Here is a 17,160-nt window from a genome sequence, read left to right as displayed (position 1 = left end):
CACTGCCAGTCAAACCACGAGGACCAACACTGCCAGTCAAACCACGTTGACCAACGCTGCCAGTCAAACCACGTTGACCAACGCTGCCAGTCAAACCACGAGGACCAACACTGCCAGTCAAACCACGTTGACCTGGGGGTCCAGGAATTAGCGGTTTTGATAGAGCCAAGTTTGCTTTTCCTAGTGCGGTTGTAGCTTTGCCATCAGCTATAATTACCTTCCCTTGTGCATCACGAGCGAAATTAATTGCTAAATTCACCTTGGGCTTTACCTCAGCAAACTGCAATTCTAAAGCTTGCTGTTTGGCTTTTAATGGCTGAAGTTGCGCTTGTGTACTGTTGGCTGTTTGCTGTGCGGCTCCTGCCTTATTTAGTGCTATGTTTGCTGTACCGTCTGCTTTGGTAGCCAGGGATAATGCTGGTAATGCAGTTTCTAAAGCTTTCCCAGCAGTAGCATTGGCAGTGCCAGCTAAAGCTAAAGCAGAAGTAGCCTTGCCACCTGCCAATAAAGCGGTAGCATTGGCAGTGCCAGCTAAAGCTAAAGCAGAAGTAGCTTTACCACCCGCCAACAAAGCAGTACCTTGTGCAGTGCCAGCTAATGTTAATGCACCGCCGGCTGTGGATTGTGCGCTAATTATTTGAGCTTGCATAACTACAACCTGCCCCTTAACGACAGTTGCCAGTCCCAACGCAGAAGTAGCTTTAGCCATAGCAGCAGCTATTAATCCTTTGAGCGCTCCTAACGCTGAGGCTATCAGAGGCGCTGCGGCAACTGCTACGAGTGCGGCAAGTCCAGCCCCAAAGGCAATTAAGTCTCTTTTGAGTCGCTGGACTTCCTGATCCACACGGCCTACTTTCAGTTCTACTTCCGCTATGGCTGTGAAAGCTCCGGCGACATCTGCTTTGGTAGCAAATCGTGCCAGTCGCGGTTCAAGGCGTGCTAATACTTTTTGTACTATTGCTTCTTCATTTACTGGTTGAATTTTGGCTATATCAGCCCTTAATGCTGCGAGTTCCGCAGATATCTGAGAGCAAGAATCACTCATTTTATAAACGCGAAATTACTAGTGACCTAATATTTTTTATTGCTGAAAGAACGGAATCGCACTGGAGACAACAATCGCCGCAGTCAAGTGTGTTCGGGGGGCATTCTTCTAAGCACTCTACTGAATAATTACAGTTAGGAAATTCGGCAGAGAATAGCTCATCCCCAGCGCTGCCAAAGACCTTTATGATTTTTCCGGGATCGGGGTTGGTGTAATTTAAAGATACTAAAATAGCGTCTACAAAAATACGATCAGTTCGTTGAGGTCTACCCGCTATACTTTGCCATTTAGTTTCATCTTCACAGAAACTAAATGCAAGTCCTCTAGTTTTCGCTTCTATAATCCAGGGATAACCAGGTTGTACCCTTATTCCTTCGTAAGGCAATCTTCTACCAGCGGAAGTAGTCCTGTAGACAGTAATCACCCCAAAATCACTGTAATAGGCATCGTAAGTAATCGAAAATGGTTCACAATCCGGTCTAGGAATGTCCTCGCAAATGATATTAATAGGAGTATCAGTAAAATCCTGTATACTCCCATCGGGGAAAGTTACCCTCGCCGTATCTCCTTGATTACAAAATTGAGCCATTAGTAATCATTCGGGTTAATAACACCACCATTATCAATTTTGGCTTTGGTGAGTGTTAGCTGGTCAGTTCTATATTGTTCCCCATCGGTTCGGGTTACAAAGCTTGAAAAACCCTTTTCTACAACAATTGATTGGTCAATATTGCTATCGAAATTGGCTTGAGTAAGATAAGATTGAGCGCCAAGATTAATGGCAACTAAATGACCTTCAGCCGTTGCGGTTGGGGGACTATCTAACCCTGCTGCTGTTAATGCAGTATCGGGAATGAATAAACCAGCCTCTGGGGTGGTAGCACCGGATGCTAGTCGGGCTGCACCTGTTCCAAAAACCTGAACTACTGTTGGTTCTGCCATGACTTTGTATGATTAAAAACTGTTGTCTCTAACTATACATGATACAAGCGTACTAAATCAGTTTCAATTCGTTGGCGTAGTAGGAATAAGCCATAGTATCCCCAGCAAACCTAACCCAACAGAGATGATCCACTCTGTCTATTACCCCTTTCTTTCCTTTGCGAATCTTACCGACAACCACCACAGTGTCGTGGGGCTTGAATTTAGATATAGGTGATTCCTGAGTAGCACGAATATCCATTTTCTCAATTTTGATTTCTTGGAAGTCGCCATGCTTGTGGCAAGTTACTTTCCCTGTAGTGCTAAAGATACAGGTTATTTTGATTTTTGAGCGAAGGGAGACGGAATAATAAACCCCACCCAAAGTTAAGTTAGGGCAAGCGTTCACGATGGGGCTATCTTTAGCATGGCAAACATCATCATGGCTGAATGCCCATTCCCCACTATCAAACCTGAGTGAAGCCTCAGCAATCATTTGGATTGTCTGGGTTGTACCTATTAAGTAGGGATTTGTCTCGTGATAAAGAACCACTACTTTATCCCCAGGTTTGAATTTGTTGGTTGTTTCCTGAATGCCCCCTGGTAGTATTTGCGTACTATTTTGAGTTTCAGTTTCTAAGCCATTTTTTTCTTCTGAAATTTCTAACAAATTATGGCTATAGCCGTCACTGCCGTCACTTTCCTTTACTAGCAAGGGTTCTGAGCCGTCACCAGAGCCGTCACTAAGGTCGTCACTAGCCGTCACTTTTTCTAAATCTTGACTAGAAAGTCTATTAGCAAGGAAAACATCATGAGTCGCCTGACCATCATCGAAGGTCAGGCGACGTAATCTAATCCCCTTAATAAACTTACCTGTGTTGGTTGATTTCTTCTCGACTGGCCAGTTTAAAACCGATTTACATAACTCAAGTAAGTCAGGCGAGAAATTATTATGGCTTTTTGGAGCATTGCCCAGGTTATAGCAGTGACGGGTATAGCTACCGAATAGGGTTACAATTTCCTCCCCATTGCTTCCCTCATTTTTGTTAAACCCCACTGGGGTTAGTGCTTCGGCATCCCAGATGACGCTTTGGTTAATCCAGGACGCGATGCTATCAATTCTCATTCTGTTTTCCCAGAACTCTAAAGTACATTCTGGGATTTCTTGCAAACCACGCAATACCGAAGTTACGCGATCGTCTGGAATTGAAAGTATGAAATTAGTGAAAGCTGGAAGCTCTGGCTCAAATACTTGCTTAAGGTCGAGCAGTTTATCCTGGGGACAGACATTGTTGCAAGGGACGGTGATCACTCGGCGTTTGACTCGACTGGCCGCTTCTCCCCCAAAGATGGGTAAGTTGCTCATAACCATTACCATGCCGTCATATTTAAATTTAAAAGCTGTCTTGTGCTTTTCCTCAGCCCTGAGATAATCTTCACCGGTCAGACTCAAGAATTTACCGATTTTCCCTCCCTGCCTGTCTTCATCTGGAAAAATCACCAGTCGTTTCCTGTAGGCGTTGGCAGGCTCGAATTTATCTCTACACCAATCATCTAGGCTTGTGGTGTGAATATTTTCTTCACCAATCAGGGAAGCTATCAATCTGGCGAAAGTCCCCTTACCAGTTCCGCCCAAACCAATCAAGTGGATGAATCGCTGTAAATCCGACCGCCCCTTGACCACGGCATTGCAATAGCAAATCAGTAAATCCTTCATCGCAGTATTGTCTGCGGTAAGGTCATCAAGGAATTTATTAATTTTCTCCCACGTACCACCTACCTCATGATTTCTTGGAAGTTGCCAGGTGAGGCGATATCCTGGGGCGTGTTCCAGTAGTTTGCCTGTCCCAATTTCTAAAAGTCCATTCCTAAATGGTAAAACTTCAGTTGGCAGTTTCTCATTCCATGTACGCTCAATCAGTTCATGCCGAAGCAGCTTGACCACGCTGGAAACGAATGAGCTACTGAAATTGTCGTGACCTTCAGACAATACTATCTGATAAACAACTGACTCAATATATTCATCAGTTTCCCGTGACCACATCCCTATATGGTCCGCTGCGTAAAGCATCCAACTACCTATCTCATTATTGAATGCTAAAATGTTCCTATATTTCTCTGCTATTTCACGAGCAACATTAATCTGTTTGGGCGGTTTAATTTTATCGTCATCGTCTAACGAATAACTTCCCGCCTTAAACTGTTTTTCAAGTCTGGACATGGCTTTTGCATAGGCTATATCAAAAGCACCTGTCCCACGGCTAACGATTAAGTCGTCAATGCCCTTACCGTCTTCACTATTCCAAAACATATCTTCGACGTAGCACTTAACATCTCGTGTTAAGCATAGCGTCAGCCGTTTCTTACCTATGGTCACAGCCCTTTTGGCTGACTGTTTATCATCCCGGTCAAATCCAAACAACCAAATCCTGTTTTCTGTTTGGAATGGTTTCAAATCATCAATCAAAGAATCCTTGCCACCACAAGTGCAGCCGTACAAAGCAATAGAAACATAACCCTGAGTGAGTGCTGCTAGAGATTTTTTACCACCCTCAGTAGCAATCAATGGAATGTTGGCTGTTGTCTGTACCCACTCCCAAAAGCTTCCCTCCAGGGGAACTTCTATGCCGTAACGAGATGCAATTTTATTCCTAATGCTCTTTGGAATTGGTGGCAGGAATGCGCGATCGCCTCCATCATTCGGCGCTCTATATATATAGGGGCGTTGTTTATCTTCATCCCACTCGCTTACTATTGCCTGCCATACTGAGCCATCTTCATTCCTTAAAATAGCTGCATACTGCGGTTCACGGGCTTGCCTGCCAAATCGTGTGAGCTTCCAGCCCAACAACTCGTGGATTGGGTAACTCGCCTCATGCCCATGATCCACCTCTAAGTCAGAGTAGAAATCGACGCACTCAGAATAAAGTGCTGGATCTATACCGCTTCCCTGTATGAAAGCGTTTTTTACAAAGTCTTTGAAGTCCTGAAGGTCAGAAAATCGGTTACGTTTTTCTGTTGGGGCTTCTACTGGGGCTTGATCAACTGCTTTTGATGCTGTTTTACGTGCCATTTTTGATTTCTAATAAAAGTGACGGCTAGTGACGACCTTGGTGACGGCTATAGTGACGGCTTGAAAACATTGCTGTGTAAGGAAAGTGACGGCTGTGACGGCTAAAGGGCATATTTGTTAGAAAATTTTAGAAGAGAAAAACAGCTTAGAAAGGTATATCGTCAGAGTCAGGTTGGATATCGTGGTTTAAAAGAGTTCGTCCTCTGGGGTAATTTCCTGCCACTTTTTTAATTCTTCATCCGCTTCCAATAGCCAAATGCAGTAAGCGGCCTGGTAACATCGGGCATGGTGTGGGACACCTCTCTTAGTCATCATTCTCAGGAATAATTCCAGTTGCTCCTGTGTTTCGTTGCTGATTCCAGTGATGTCCTCCAATACAGAAATCAAGCCATACGCCAAAGCCACTACTTCCCGGTGGGTAAGGTCTTTACCGTTTTCGTTTTTTTTGATCCGTTTTAGGGTGGATAGGATAGCTGATTTATTCATTTGCTTGGGTGGGAATTCTAGGAAAGCGGGTTAGCGGTAACTAACCCGTTTTGTTTATTTGGTTGAAACTTATGGATTTACAAGATAGTGATGTCATCCACATGGAGAACAATAAAAATCTCGGCGATGGCGCAACTTCTCGGATTAGTGAGATAAGACAGAAAATCAAAAATCAATTCCCTGGATATCCAGATTGGATTAGTGATGATGGTGCTGAATGCGAGTTGCTGCGTGAAGGTGGTCGGTGGCAAGCGGGTAGAATTCGGTTAAGGCTAGAGTTTGTCCCAGAGGATGAGGACTCGCCACTGGAGGAGTTACGCTCTGACCTAAATATTTAACCTGTTGCGAATTTCAATTTAGCCAACCTGTGAAACCATCGTTCTGTAAAGCTTCTAACTGCTTTCTTCTTTGATTTGCCAACCTGCCAAATCATTCTTTTGAATAGCATTTGTTGCGATCGCACTAAATAAGGTCAAGAAAAAGACGAGGCTACCAATAATTGGTAATCTCGTCTCAACTTTTGTGTCCGTTCCCGTTACATTCCTCTTCTGTTACCAAGGCGTAAATTTCTTGGCGAAGTTCAGTTACTGATTTTTGAAATAATTCTTCTAATTTTCTAGACTCGTCCAGACGCGCCTCTAGTCTGGTTTGATGGGCGCGGACATATTCTGTATGTAACCTTTCAACTAATTCGAGGCGCTGGAGGATTTTCCCAATAGCTGTGGTTTCGTCGTAGACATAGCCCCCAAAGGAATTTCTCCCAGTCCAATCTTTTCCACTAGCGATGATCGGGTTAATCCTAGAGCCGTTGCCCTCTCCTGTAATTCTTCCCAAGCACTGCGACTGAGCTTCAGCCCGACTGACGTTACATCCTCTGCTGATTTCTTTGGCCTTGCCATTTTGGTAATCCACGAAACTTCCCTTCATTCTACATGAGCGAAATAGTTTTGCATTGGCGAAATGCTTGACATTTATTCTGCCTCTCCATAAGATAGCATCATGGTTCTGGTAATGCAAAACTATTTATAACAAGCTCATCCATAATTTCCACGAAAAATCCAACTTTGGAGAGATGGCAGCCTCCAGGACAAAGACCTGCCAGATGATTCGCGAGTAGAGGATAGCTAAATTACGCAAACCGGGGAGAGATGGTAGCCTCCCAGCCACTGAGGTAAATCCCAAAGACCTACCAGCGCAGGAATACACAGAACATCAATGAAGCAATGCAGGAAATACAAAATATTTCCGGCTGCACAAAAGTTGAGGCTGATTTAGTTTTGGCTTTAACAATAGGGCTGTTCGTGTACAACTCAAAAATAGGAGTTAACACCGATATAACAAAAGACATGATTACAACAGCATTGGAGAGAATCAGAACAGAAAAATGCAACTAACAACGATACTTACCCATATTTTGAAAGCGATGAAATTGAAATTGAAATCAGAAATCACTAGTGCTGGATGCGTTTGTCTAAACTTTGGGCCGTTGGAATTAAATTTTCTGGGGGCGCAGACCAGAATGTTTCCCTTTGGTTGGGCTGAATTTTGCTGGTCAGATTGGCTCTATATCTTCATTTCACCAAAACTAGATTGCGATGAAAATTAAAAGTCAAAGGTTAGCTAACCTCTACTATCAAAAGCAGCGCGTCGGCAAAATCATTTCGTTAAGAGTCTGGGCGAAAAGCCTAGATAATTGCTTGAGAGTTCGTTATTAGCCTTCATTGAATAGTCAAAAATGGAACTTACTTTCAGAGGCAGTGGCAGATGAACCAATCACCCTGGTTAGTTTATTCAGATAATGTTTTACCCTGGATAGTTTACTCAGACCATCCCGTTCATTTATATAGAGTCGTTTGCCGATTCTCTACCCGTTCTCAAGCAGAAATGCACTCTCAAAGCTTAAACCGCTTAACTCGTGGTGCAGTCTACAAAGTTTGTTATGCCAGTCAATCCAAAGCCTCAGCATAGTTGATTGACAACAGCTTCAGCATATCTGCAATTACTTTTAATGATTGCAGATATATCATCTCAGAAATAGCAGAGATACATTTTATGAATTCAATGAAAAACTACGGAAAGATTTGTCGTATTTCTTCTTTCCCTGGTATTTATCGCATTACTGGTTACGACGACATTAGAGGAATGTACTGGATTCCTGTTGGTAAACCTCTCACTGCTGACTGTCTGATTAATGAAAACATTGTTACTGTAATCGACCACGAATAAGGAAGTAAGAAATATGAAAGCACTCAGTTTATGGCAACCTTGGGCTAGTTTAATTCCGTTAGGTATGAAGACAGTAGAGACACGGCACTGGAAGACAAGTTATAGAGGTGATTTATTGATTTGTGCAGCAAAAAAGAATACTAAAGCACAGGAAGAATGGTTTAATTCAGTCATATTCCCTCTCAACACCCGATTAAGTTATGAACAATTTCCGTTTGGCGTAGCGGTGGCAAAAGTAACAATGGTTGACTGTTTGCTTATGACTCAAGACTTGATAGATAGCCAGTCAAAAATAGAGCAAGCTTGTGGACTTTGGGAGGTAGGTAGATACGCCTGGATTTTTAACAATATCCGCCCAACCTCACATTTTCGAGTAATGGGGAAACAAGGACTTTTTAAGGTTAATTAAAATGAAGGAAATTAACTACACCTTAAACGGGACAATAGTAGCTTACCAAAATGTATTCGTAGGCATTCCCAACATAGAAGTTATAGCCTGCTCTTATGAAGAAGATTGCATCAATCAAGAGTGGGCAATTATTCAACAAGAAAAATACAACGAAGATGTAGATAATCTTCGTATTGGGATGTTTAATGCTGGTTGGTGGTGGGGTATCTCATTGCCTTACGAAAATCATCCAGAAGGTGGTCTCCTGGTAATCCACCATCGTCCACTAAATTGGGAAGTCACTTTTGAGCAACCCTGGGATTTCCCTACTCAAGGCTATAATCCATCACCCACAGCCAGAGAATCTTTTTGCCCTCCAGTCCCCCTGTCAGCACGTCCTAGTTGGACTAAACACGTAGAATCTGACGGCTTTGAGCATGATAGCTGGCTAGTTTGGAGTTGGGAATTAGAGAATTAACATGAGTGATAAGTGGATAAATGTAGATCCGCGAACTAAAAAGCTTTCACTACGCTTTAGAGTTCGCGGTTTTTCTTCACAGTTTTACCTCAGCACCGGACTGACCGACACCAAAAAGAACAGAATTATCGTTCAGTCGCGCCGAGATGCAATTGAAACCGATATTGGCTTAGGACAGTTTGACCCCACGCTGGAAAGATATAAATTTGGTTCCCGCAATTTAGCCCCAACTCGCCCGGCAACCAGCACTAAACAGATTAACGAACTTTGGGAATTATTCACAGAATTTCAATCTACCCAGCTAGAAGAAACCACAATTAGGAATAGTTACGCATCTGTAGCCAGATATATTAAACGCTTCCCCACACAGGATTTAAATCGGGCATCGGATATCAGGGATTGGTTAACTAAAAATACTACTCAGTTCATGGCATGGAATTTACTGGGCAGGCTTAACAGGTGTTGTGAATGGGCTGAGGTTTCAGGGTTGATCATAAGCAATCCATTCCAGGGCTTACAGATGCAACGCCCAAAACGTAAATCAACTGATAAGGAAACTTACCTTGCCTTTACCTTAGAGCAACGGGACATTATCATTAATGCCTTTGAGCATCATGACCGCCATACTCACTACGCTCCACTAATTAAATTTTTATTCTTCACTGGTTGTAGACCTGGGGAAGCTTTCGCACTGACCTGGGGAGATATCAGCCCAGATTGTCGCCGGATATCAATTACTAAAAGCAGAAATTTTGCAGGCATCCTCAAAGGAACCAAGAATGGTAAGCGAAGGATTTTCCCATCTGGGGAAAATTCGAGGCTTCAAAATCTGCTTTTGGATATCAGACCAGTTATTAGTCATCCTGGTGAATTGGTATTCCGAAGCAAGCTAGGCAACCCAATAACTGGAAATATTTTAAATAAAGTATGGAATCAGGGTTCATCAATGCACGATGGGCTTAAAACGCCCTGTCTAGGGGTGGTGAAGGAATTAGCAATCAACAGGGAAATCCCCTACTACCTCAAGCCCTACGCAACCAGACACACCTTTTCTACTTGGGCGATCGCTTCTGGAATCACAGTGGAAAAAGTGGCGTTATGGATTGGGGATGATGTCTCGACCGTAATTAAGTATTATTGCCACCCCAACGTGGTAAATGCGGAATGTCCTGATTTTTAATCTTGCTTCTCAAATCCTACTCATTTAATCCCTGGGGACAGCTATCTAACGTTGTAGGCTTAATTTCTCAGAGAAATCACATCAAAATCGAAGGAACCAACCAGACGGTTATCAACGTAAACCTTTATTTGATGCTTACCACCAGGATCTCCAGGAACCATCGTCCAGAAATTCTCAATTTTGCCATCATTGGTGAATACTGTCCGAGTGGTTACAGCTTCAACACCATCAGCTGATAACGACAAAGTTTCACCATCATCTGTAGCCCAGGTTTCTGGCGCTTTTGGCAATCGAAATACTTCTCGCCATGTCACTTTACCCTTGTAATCTTTTAGTTGAATTCGCCACCCGTATTTACCACCTTTATATAGTACGACTCTGGTGGTGGGAGTAAATTTACCTTGACCTTTGGGATTAATTCTCAGGACTCCAAACTCAGCTTTACTAGCGGTAATTGGTTTAGTGTAGGTTGACTGAGAGATTGATCCCGAAGACGCTACGCTATGGTCTGCTAAAGAAGATAAGGCTTGAGAAGCTATGAATCCAGATATCAGCAAAGAAGAGGTGATGATAATCGTCGCAGTCGAGTTTCTCATTAGCACAGCAAAAGGTTGTGGTTGCTTACTGGTACATATTCCAGAATTGCGACTGCTTTCCGGGTTGAGATAGAAGTCATCGATAATTTAATAATCTCCCCCCTGCCCCCTGCCCCCTGCCCCCTGCCCCTCTGCCTCTTTCCCCCTTGCCTCTTCCCCCAGTTACCCTGCTACCAAATTCCAGAAATAGCCATCTGGTGCAACAAAGGAAAAACTTTTCTCTCTGAACTCATTTTCGATGATGTTAGTATATTTCAGCACTGAACTGGCTTGAATGCGATCGCAATATTCTTGGATATCACGCACACGATATGTATAAAGTGACATTCCTAAACAGCCAGGTTGCGATGTCTCAAAGCGTGATTCTAAATTCATCGCTTCTGGAAATCGAATGATGTAAAGTCTACCGCTACGCGCCGCCGTCAAGTCAGACTTGGAGGAACGAGGGTCATCAAAGGCAGTAACAATAAACTTCTCACCCGGTTGGAGGTCAAACATTTCTCGCCCGGCTGGTGAAGATTCATAGCTAGTTTCCACATCATCGCGTACACGCAATAAACCTAAAACTTCTTCATAAAATTTCAGGATTTGCTTACTATCATCCTGAACTATCATCCCCGCATGGGTACACTGACTAGTTTGAAAAGCAGCATTATAGTTAATCTGCCCATAATCTGGCAGTGTATAGCCAAACCGTTGAAACAGAACTTGTCTAGTTAAAGGTTGCAGTAATAGCATTTCTCGCACTCCCACAGCCGGATCTGTAAAAGGTCGGCTTTTTCGCTCTTTGTTATAAATGACTTCCCAGTGGGGATGGGTATATCTAATCGCCCAACGTCCGACCTTTGCATCCTCTGCATGATTTAAAATGGTGAGAATATCAGCAGTTAAAGTTGTCGCCCAGCGATTTCCCTTCACTTTCATTGACGCTAACCCTAACCCCTGATTTGTGGGTTTTTGCCAAACCATCAACCTAATTAAACCATGATCGGCATTTTGATGGTAAAGGCGAATCGAACGCAAAGAAGAATTCACCCCATACAATTGATAAGTTGCATCTGCGGGTAATTCACCCACTTGTCCAATGCGATAGCCAAATTGCTCCCAATATTGAATGGCAAAAATTGGGTCTGGAACACCAATACATACTTCATATATACCTGCAATTGCAGTTTCATTCCCATCAGTCATACAAATTTTGGATTCTACGTTTTAGATAGTGTAAATTTATCTAGGATTTGAGGATTGAAGAAACTTTAGAAGAGGTGGTAGACGTGGAATTAGTCAGGTGATTTAAATCTTGCATCACCTCTGCGGCAGTTTGATAGCGATCGCTAAAATGATAGCGTACCATTTTATCTAAAATTTCTGCTAATTCGTCACTAACTTCGGCTGTTTGTCGCCACAAAATATTCCCTGTGTCGAAATCTGGACTAAGTTCTTGGGGTGGTATTCCAGTAATAGCTTGAATCCCGATAATTCCCAAAGCGTAAATATCACTAGACAAGCGGGGATGACCAGCAAATTGCTCTGGTGGCGCATAACCCCGTGTTCCAATGGCGACAGTTGCTAACTCTGTTTGATCGCTATTTTGGGGTTGCATCAACTTGACTGCACCAAAATCAATTAATACTAGCCGATTATCTTCAGAATTTCTAATAATATTAGTTGGTTTGATATCTCGATGAATTATCCGACGCTCATGCATAAATACTAGTACTTCTAGAACCCCTTTGAGCATATCAATCACAAAAGCTTCATTCTGTACAACCTGCACAGGTGGTAATTCCTCATTTAAGGTATGTCCAGGAATGTATTCTTGAATTAAATAAAATTCTTGATTGTCTTCAAAATAAGCTAACAGTTCGGGAATTTGCCGATGTTTTCCCAAGACTTCTAAAATTTCTGCTTCAGTATTAAATAACCTTCTTGCCACTTGTAAAAATTTCGTATCTCGACGTGCTGGCATTAATTGTTTAACTACACAAATCGGATTACCCGGTCGTTGAGTATCATTTGCTATATAAGTCCGGCCAAATCCCCCAGCCCCTAAAATTTTTGATATTTGGTAACGTCCACCCAAAAGTAAATCACCAGTTTTCTTTTCTGGGATTATGGGTGTAGATGTAGAGTGAATATGTACGTCACGAATCGTCGTAGCTTTAGTATCTTGTAAAAGAATATTTAACTGTTCAATTGCTTCCTGCTGTTGTTCAATTTGTAACAGTATAACTTTTGTTTTCTGCTGACTCTGGTAGGTGGTGTAAACCATCGTACTAACACCACTCATAATAAATCCTATGGCTGGGGGAATTACAGGTATCCAACCAGCTTGGAAAAATACGATTGTGCAGATTACCACTAAACCAGCTAAACTTGCACCTCCGACTACTAGCAACAAAAAAGGATGTCGCATTCGCCACCCGACAATAGTACCTATAGTTGACCAGCCACACAGCCAGAGAATTTCCATCCCTTCAGACCAGTACCAAATTAGGGGTCTTTTATCTAACACTGTACTGAGAAGTTGACTGACTATCTGTGCATGAATTAAGACAGGCGGCGTTCTAGATGGTTGGTCAGGTGCAGCATTATAAGGTGTATTTAAACCAGAGTTAACACTGGGTGCTGTTGTCCCAATAAGTACTAATTTGTCTTTGACTAAATTAGGATCGAGTTGATTGTTAAGGACTTGTGTGAGAGTGACTTTTTGAGCTATACGATCAGTATTACGATAATTCAATAGTAGTTGATAACCTGCCGCATCTAGTTTTTTATAACTACCGGAATTGGCTTTGAGGGTAGAAAAGCGAGTTTCACCTATAGAAAAATTATATTGATCAGGAAACTTGATGGAAAAACCCAAATTGTCTAGATAATTAACTGCTAATCTAGCAGCAAAAGAGAAAGGAGTGGTGCATTTACTATCGTCAGACTGGGCAAATAATAAACTGCGGCGGATTATTTGGTCTTCTTCGTAATCGGGAATTAAATCTTTAAAGCCTAAATTATCTTCGTTAAAGTTAGGTGGTGGCGGGATTTCTGGCCTATTTATGCTACTAAATAGGCAAGTGCTAATAATTTTTTCGGGGTTTTTCAGATTGACTGCTAAATTTTCCTGGTTAGCACGGTTGAAATGGATACCAATAATACTGGGTTCATAGGATTCTAGTTTAGCCAACATCTGATTGATTGTGGCATCCGATAAAGGCCACGGCTCTAGAGCTAGATCCTCTTGAGTAATTTCGACTAATAATATGCGGGGATCGAGTGGTTCCACAGGACGCGATCGCAGCATCTGATCATAAGCTTTTAATTCCCAAGGCTGTAACCATTTCAGTTCCCGAACTCCCCATACCAAAGCTGTTACTCCCAGGCTTGTTACCAAAATCACTTGCAACCAGTGCTTGTGGGGAGAGATATCACGGGATGTCTTGTCTTTAGCAAACGCAGCTCGAAGTTTTTCTAAGATTCCACTAATCACGGCGTTGCGGCATTAGCCTAAATTTGGTGAATGTTACCAACCCGGAATAAAATTACCGAATTGGATTAATTAGCTTTTAAGTCAAACTCTTTTTAATTTAGCAAAATTTAGTAATTTACTGTTTGCTCTGAGCAATATCTTTGATTTGGTTGTCAAAATGAACTATCTCAGGTGAAAGTAAGGAGAGATTCTACTGTTTACCCAGTGGCTTATGCTACAAGAAGACATCAACACTCTACAACACGAGAATATGGGGATGCAAACGGCGCTTGCCATCGCCCTTGAGCAAAAAAAAGCCGTTCTGGAACAAACACCTCTGGCTCGTCTGTTGTCAGCCACAGCCGCCGCCGCCCAAGCGCTATTGACAATAGACGACTTTAATGAATCAGTTAATACAGCACTGCAAATTATGGGAGAAAGTTTGGATTGCGATCGCTTCACGGTGATTGAAAATTTTGAGTCTCCATCTAATTTAACAGTGCCAAACTGGAGGCTATTATACGAATGGACTTCCTGTGATACTGTGTCTCAAATCTCTGACTCTGATGTAGCCCAAGGAACTTGGGAAGGAATCGAAGCATGGTATGAGCGTTGTCGCCAAGGTGACAGCATTAGCTATTTGGTCGAAGAAATGCCGGAACCATTCCGCAGTGGGCAAGCAGCAATCGGTGTAAAAGCACTATATGCTGTTCCCATTTTTGTCGAAAATCAGTGTTGGGGAATAGTGGGTTTTGATGACTGTCGTGTATCCAAACGACGAAATCCGGCAGAACTGGATGTACTCAAAACCGCAGCTGCTTGTATTGGTAGTGCCATTCAGCGTCAACGTAGCCAACAAGCCTTACTGCAAGCTGAACAAGAAAAGGCTGCTGAATTGGTCAAGGTAAATGAGCAATTACAACAACGCGGTAGCGAAGCGCTGCGAAGCAATCGCATACTTTCGGTAGTTTCCCAAATTACCAAAAATTTGTTAAAAACTGAAGATATTGATGTGGCAATTCCAACTGCCCTGGAAGCTGTGGGAAAACTAGTGAATATGAGTCGTGTTGTCCTGATTTTAGAACATCAAGATCCATCCACCCAACGGCTCAAGCACTGCGTCATCTATGAGTGGGTTGCAACCGGAATCGCAGACCATGATTCTGTGGGGATGTCTGTCATGGACAATGATGATTTCCAAGTCATGATTAAACCACTGTATCAAGGTCAGTCTATGTGGCGGGTTATAGATGAATTACCTGTAATTACACGACAGCAATTTGATCAACTGGAAATCAAATCTACAGGTGTTGTCCCCATATTTATTGAAGGAAGCTACATCGGTTGTGTCGGCTTTGATGATTGTGTCACTCCTCGCCAGTGGAGCCAACAGGAAATAGATGTACTCACGGCTGCGGCTGAAAGTATTGGAGCCGCATTACACCGTAAACAATTAGTAGAGTCCCTAATTACCGAACGCGCCAGAGCAGCTGAAGCCAGAGCAGCCGAATTAGCCAAAGCCAATGAATCATTACGAGGCTGTGTGAATCGATTGGCAGATCAACCCAACTGCGAGACATTTTGGGAACATATTCTTTTAGAAGCCTCCGCTCAAATTAATTCCTATGCTGCGGCTTTATTCCTCTATGATGAGTCATCCAACACACGAGTCATGAAACGATATGTGCGAGCAGGAAAAGTGCTTCCCATTAAAACAACTCCCGAACTAGCACAATTTAAAAAATCTATTCCCGGAGATATCGCTTCCTTTTGGGAAACAGCACTTTTTAGAGGTGAAGCTGTCTTTTTTAATTTGGATGACTGTAATCCCAGGATATCTTCCCAGATTAACTGGCATCACCATCAAGGGCATCGTTCCATTGTCCGTGTACCATTGATTTTAGGCGATCGCCACCTGGGATTTATTGGGTTTTGCTTCCGGGAAGCCAGAACTAGCTTACCCGAAAATATGGAATTAATTATGGCATTGGCACAGCAAGCCACCTTAGCAATTCAGTTAACCAATTTAGCCGAGCAAGGTCGCCAAGCTGCGATTTTGGAAGAACGTAACCGCATGGCTAGAGAAATCCATGATACTCTAGCTCAAGCCTTCACAGGTGTAATTATCCAGTTGGGTGCTGCCTCCAGAATCATCACGGATGAATCAGCAGATGTTCAGGCGCATATCAATCAAGCACGGGATTTGGCACGTGAAGGACTGGCTGAGGCTAGGAGGTCTGTTAACGCCCTGCGTCCACAAATATTAGAAACTAGCAATCTACGTAAAGCTTTTAACCGCCTCGCAGCACAAATGTCTTCTTCCATTGATACGCAGATCGTCTGCACAGTTATCGGGGAAGTATATCCGTTATCGATAGACAGAGAAAATAACTTGCTGCGTATTGGACAAGAGACATTGACAAATGCGGTCAAATATGCACAAGCCAGTGAAATTCAGATTCAATTAGTGTATCAACCCACTGAATTTATCCTGCGGGTAAAAGACAATGGGCAGGGTTTTGAAATGGATAGTTTATCTATGGTGCAGGGTTTTGGATTGATTAGTATGAAAGAACGTTGCGATCGCATTGGCGCAGAGTTAATAATTCAAAGTATCCCAGGACAGGGAACAGAAATTATGATATCAATCGATAATGACGCAAAAAATCTCGATTCGTATCTTAATTGTTGATGATCATCCTGTAGTCCGCCAGGGTTTAGCGGCGATGATTAACAGGGAATCAGATATGGTAGTTGTCGCTCAAGTTTCTAACGGACAAGAAGCAATAACAGCATTCGGGCAGCATCAACCTGATGTAACTTTAATGGATTTGCGAATGCCAGAAATGGATGGAGTTGCTGCTATTACTGTCTTATGTGCCGAGTTTAGCAACGCCCAAATTATTGTTCTGACTACCTACGACGGCGACGAAGATATCTATCGGGGATTAAAAGCTGGGGCTAAAGGCTATTTACTCAAAGATGCCGAACCTGATGAACTACTAGCAGCCATTCGGATTGTTAACTCTGGCAAAAAATATATTCCACCTTCCGTCGGCAGTAAACTAGCAGAACGAGTTGGTAGCTTGCAACTGAGCAAAAGAGAATTAGAAGTAATTCAACTGATCACCACTGGTAAAAGCAATCAAGAAATTGGTGCGGTATTGCAGATATCAGAGGGAACTGTCAAGTACCATGTTAATAATATTTACAGTAAATTGGGAGTAAGCGATCGCATTCAGGCAGTAATTACAGCCTTGAAGCGGGGAATTGTTAATCTTCAGTAGAAATCTAAAATCCTATT

Annotated in this window: 16 protein-coding genes and 1 pseudogene; 8 read left to right on the top strand and 9 right to left on the bottom strand. The window is 42.7% G+C overall.

Going from position 1 to position 17,160, the window contains the following annotated elements; all coding sequences use genetic code 11:
• From ACM0OW_RS17740 to ACM0OW_RS17720, 5 genes and pseudogenes are all read right to left on the bottom strand, one after another.
• Positions 1–1,045: pseudogene (locus ACM0OW_RS17740) on the bottom strand (hypothetical protein); the annotation flags it as partial.
• A 1-nt stretch (position 1,046) separates the two neighbouring features.
• Positions 1,047–1,634 carry a hypothetical protein gene (locus tag ACM0OW_RS17735; protein ID WP_414551472.1) on the bottom strand — a complete coding sequence of 196 codons (588 nt, stop codon included), beginning with the start codon at positions 1,632–1,634 and terminating at the stop codon, positions 1,047–1,049.
• Positions 1,634–1,987, bottom strand: a complete 354-nt coding sequence (locus tag ACM0OW_RS17730) for a hypothetical protein (protein WP_414551471.1) — start codon at positions 1,985–1,987, stop codon at positions 1,634–1,636. The genes ACM0OW_RS17735 and ACM0OW_RS17730 overlap by 1 nt, the downstream gene beginning before the upstream one ends.
• Before the next feature lie 52 nt (positions 1,988–2,039).
• On the bottom strand, positions 2,040–5,039 hold the full coding sequence (locus tag ACM0OW_RS17725) for a DUF3854 domain-containing protein (protein WP_414551470.1): 3,000 nt from the start codon (positions 5,037–5,039) through the stop codon (positions 2,040–2,042).
• Between the two features lie 186 nt (positions 5,040–5,225).
• Entirely contained in the window at positions 5,226–5,525 is a 300-nt protein-coding gene (locus tag ACM0OW_RS17720; protein WP_414551469.1) for a hypothetical protein, read from the bottom strand.
• Between the two features lie 71 nt (positions 5,526–5,596).
• Between ACM0OW_RS17720 and ACM0OW_RS17715 the strand changes: the two genes are divergently transcribed.
• Positions 5,597–5,863 (top strand): KGK domain-containing protein, encoded by a 267-nt coding sequence (locus ACM0OW_RS17715; protein ID WP_414551468.1) that lies wholly within the window; start codon positions 5,597–5,599, stop codon positions 5,861–5,863.
• Between the two features lie 175 nt (positions 5,864–6,038).
• Here ACM0OW_RS17715 and ACM0OW_RS17710 read toward each other — a convergent pair whose 3' ends face one another.
• Positions 6,039–6,437: a hypothetical protein gene (locus ACM0OW_RS17710; protein ID WP_414551467.1), complete on the bottom strand. Its 399-nt coding sequence runs from the start codon at positions 6,435–6,437 to the stop codon at positions 6,039–6,041.
• An 852-nt stretch (positions 6,438–7,289) separates the two neighbouring features.
• On the opposite strand from ACM0OW_RS17710, the gene ACM0OW_RS17705 reads away from it, so the two are divergent.
• The 5 genes from ACM0OW_RS17705 to ACM0OW_RS17685 all read left to right on the top strand — a co-directional run bounded on the left by ACM0OW_RS17705 (position 7,290) and on the right by ACM0OW_RS17685 (position 9,797).
• On the top strand, positions 7,290–7,493 hold the full coding sequence (locus ACM0OW_RS17705; protein WP_414551466.1) for a hypothetical protein: 204 nt from the start codon (positions 7,290–7,292) through the stop codon (positions 7,491–7,493).
• Between the two features lie 84 nt (positions 7,494–7,577).
• The gene (locus ACM0OW_RS17700; protein ID WP_414551465.1) at positions 7,578–7,751 is read left to right on the top strand and encodes a hypothetical protein; all 174 of its coding nucleotides are present in this window, start codon (positions 7,578–7,580) and stop codon (positions 7,749–7,751) included.
• 13 nt (positions 7,752–7,764) lie between these two features.
• A complete protein-coding gene (locus ACM0OW_RS17695) occupies positions 7,765–8,160 on the top strand; it encodes an ASCH domain-containing protein (RefSeq protein WP_414551464.1) in 396 nt (131 codons plus the stop codon).
• Between the two features lies 1 nt (position 8,161).
• Complete coding sequence (locus ACM0OW_RS17690; protein WP_414551463.1) at positions 8,162–8,617, top strand: hypothetical protein; 456 nt, start codon at positions 8,162–8,164, stop codon at positions 8,615–8,617.
• 1 nt (position 8,618) lies between these two features.
• Complete coding sequence (locus tag ACM0OW_RS17685) at positions 8,619–9,797, top strand: tyrosine-type recombinase/integrase (RefSeq protein ID WP_414551462.1); 1,179 nt, start codon at positions 8,619–8,621, stop codon at positions 9,795–9,797.
• A 59-nt stretch (positions 9,798–9,856) separates the two neighbouring features.
• On the opposite strand, the gene ACM0OW_RS17680 is transcribed toward ACM0OW_RS17685, so the two are convergent.
• The 3 genes from ACM0OW_RS17680 to ACM0OW_RS17670 form a co-directional block, all read right to left on the bottom strand.
• Positions 9,857–10,393, bottom strand: a complete 537-nt coding sequence (locus ACM0OW_RS17680) for a hypothetical protein (RefSeq protein ID WP_414551461.1) — start codon at positions 10,391–10,393, stop codon at positions 9,857–9,859.
• Between the two features lie 162 nt (positions 10,394–10,555).
• Positions 10,556–11,584: a VOC family protein gene (locus tag ACM0OW_RS17675; protein ID WP_414551460.1), complete on the bottom strand. Its 1,029-nt coding sequence runs from the start codon at positions 11,582–11,584 to the stop codon at positions 10,556–10,558.
• Positions 11,585–11,624: 40 nt separating this feature from the next.
• Positions 11,625–13,877 (bottom strand): CHASE2 domain-containing protein, encoded by a 2,253-nt coding sequence (locus ACM0OW_RS17670; RefSeq protein WP_414551459.1) that lies wholly within the window; start codon positions 13,875–13,877, stop codon positions 11,625–11,627.
• Between the two features lie 211 nt (positions 13,878–14,088).
• On the opposite strand from ACM0OW_RS17670, the gene ACM0OW_RS17665 reads away from it, so the two are divergent.
• Together ACM0OW_RS17665 and ACM0OW_RS17660 are read left to right on the top strand one after the other, a co-directional pair.
• Complete coding sequence (locus ACM0OW_RS17665; protein ID WP_414551458.1) at positions 14,089–16,548, top strand: GAF domain-containing protein; 2,460 nt, start codon at positions 14,089–14,091, stop codon at positions 16,546–16,548.
• Positions 16,511–17,143: a response regulator gene (locus tag ACM0OW_RS17660; protein WP_414551457.1), complete on the top strand. Its 633-nt coding sequence runs from the start codon at positions 16,511–16,513 to the stop codon at positions 17,141–17,143. Before ACM0OW_RS17665 ends, ACM0OW_RS17660 begins: the two co-directional genes overlap by 38 nt.
• Positions 17,144–17,160: the final 17 nt, after the last annotated feature.

It is taken from the genome of Anabaena sp. CCY 0017, from assembly GCF_963920885.1.
Taxonomy (GTDB): Bacteria; Cyanobacteriota; Cyanobacteriia; order Cyanobacteriales; family Nostocaceae; genus Nodularia.
The sequence above is the reverse complement of the archived record's forward strand: the minus strand, read 5'-3'. Positions and strand labels throughout refer to the sequence as shown.

Bases quoted from the DNA above. Each gene is read 5' to 3' on its own strand.
- ACM0OW_RS17735 (WP_414551472.1), bottom strand. From the start codon at position 1,634: ATGGCTCAATTTTGTAATCAAGGAGATACGGCGAGGGTAACTTTCCCC.
- ACM0OW_RS17730 (WP_414551471.1), bottom strand. From the start codon at position 1,987: ATGGCAGAACCAACAGTAGTTCAGGTTTTTGGAACAGGTGCAGCCCGA.
- ACM0OW_RS17725 (WP_414551470.1), bottom strand. From the start codon at position 5,039: ATGGCACGTAAAACAGCATCAAAAGCAGTTGATCAAGCCCCAGTAGAA.
- ACM0OW_RS17720 (WP_414551469.1), bottom strand. From the start codon at position 5,525: ATGAATAAATCAGCTATCCTATCCACCCTAAAACGGATCAAAAAAAAC.
- ACM0OW_RS17715 (WP_414551468.1), top strand. From the start codon at position 5,597: ATGGATTTACAAGATAGTGATGTCATCCACATGGAGAACAATAAAAAT.
- ACM0OW_RS17705 (WP_414551466.1), top strand. From the start codon at position 7,290: ATGAACCAATCACCCTGGTTAGTTTATTCAGATAATGTTTTACCCTGG.
- ACM0OW_RS17700 (WP_414551465.1), top strand. From the start codon at position 7,578: ATGAATTCAATGAAAAACTACGGAAAGATTTGTCGTATTTCTTCTTTC.
- ACM0OW_RS17695 (WP_414551464.1), top strand. From the start codon at position 7,765: ATGAAAGCACTCAGTTTATGGCAACCTTGGGCTAGTTTAATTCCGTTA.
- ACM0OW_RS17690 (WP_414551463.1), top strand. From the start codon at position 8,162: ATGAAGGAAATTAACTACACCTTAAACGGGACAATAGTAGCTTACCAA.
- ACM0OW_RS17685 (WP_414551462.1), top strand. From the start codon at position 8,619: ATGAGTGATAAGTGGATAAATGTAGATCCGCGAACTAAAAAGCTTTCA.
- ACM0OW_RS17680 (WP_414551461.1), bottom strand. From the start codon at position 10,393: ATGAGAAACTCGACTGCGACGATTATCATCACCTCTTCTTTGCTGATA.
- ACM0OW_RS17675 (WP_414551460.1), bottom strand. From the start codon at position 11,584: ATGACTGATGGGAATGAAACTGCAATTGCAGGTATATATGAAGTATGT.
- ACM0OW_RS17665 (WP_414551458.1), top strand. From the start codon at position 14,089: ATGCTACAAGAAGACATCAACACTCTACAACACGAGAATATGGGGATG.
- ACM0OW_RS17660 (WP_414551457.1), top strand. From the start codon at position 16,511: ATGACGCAAAAAATCTCGATTCGTATCTTAATTGTTGATGATCATCCT.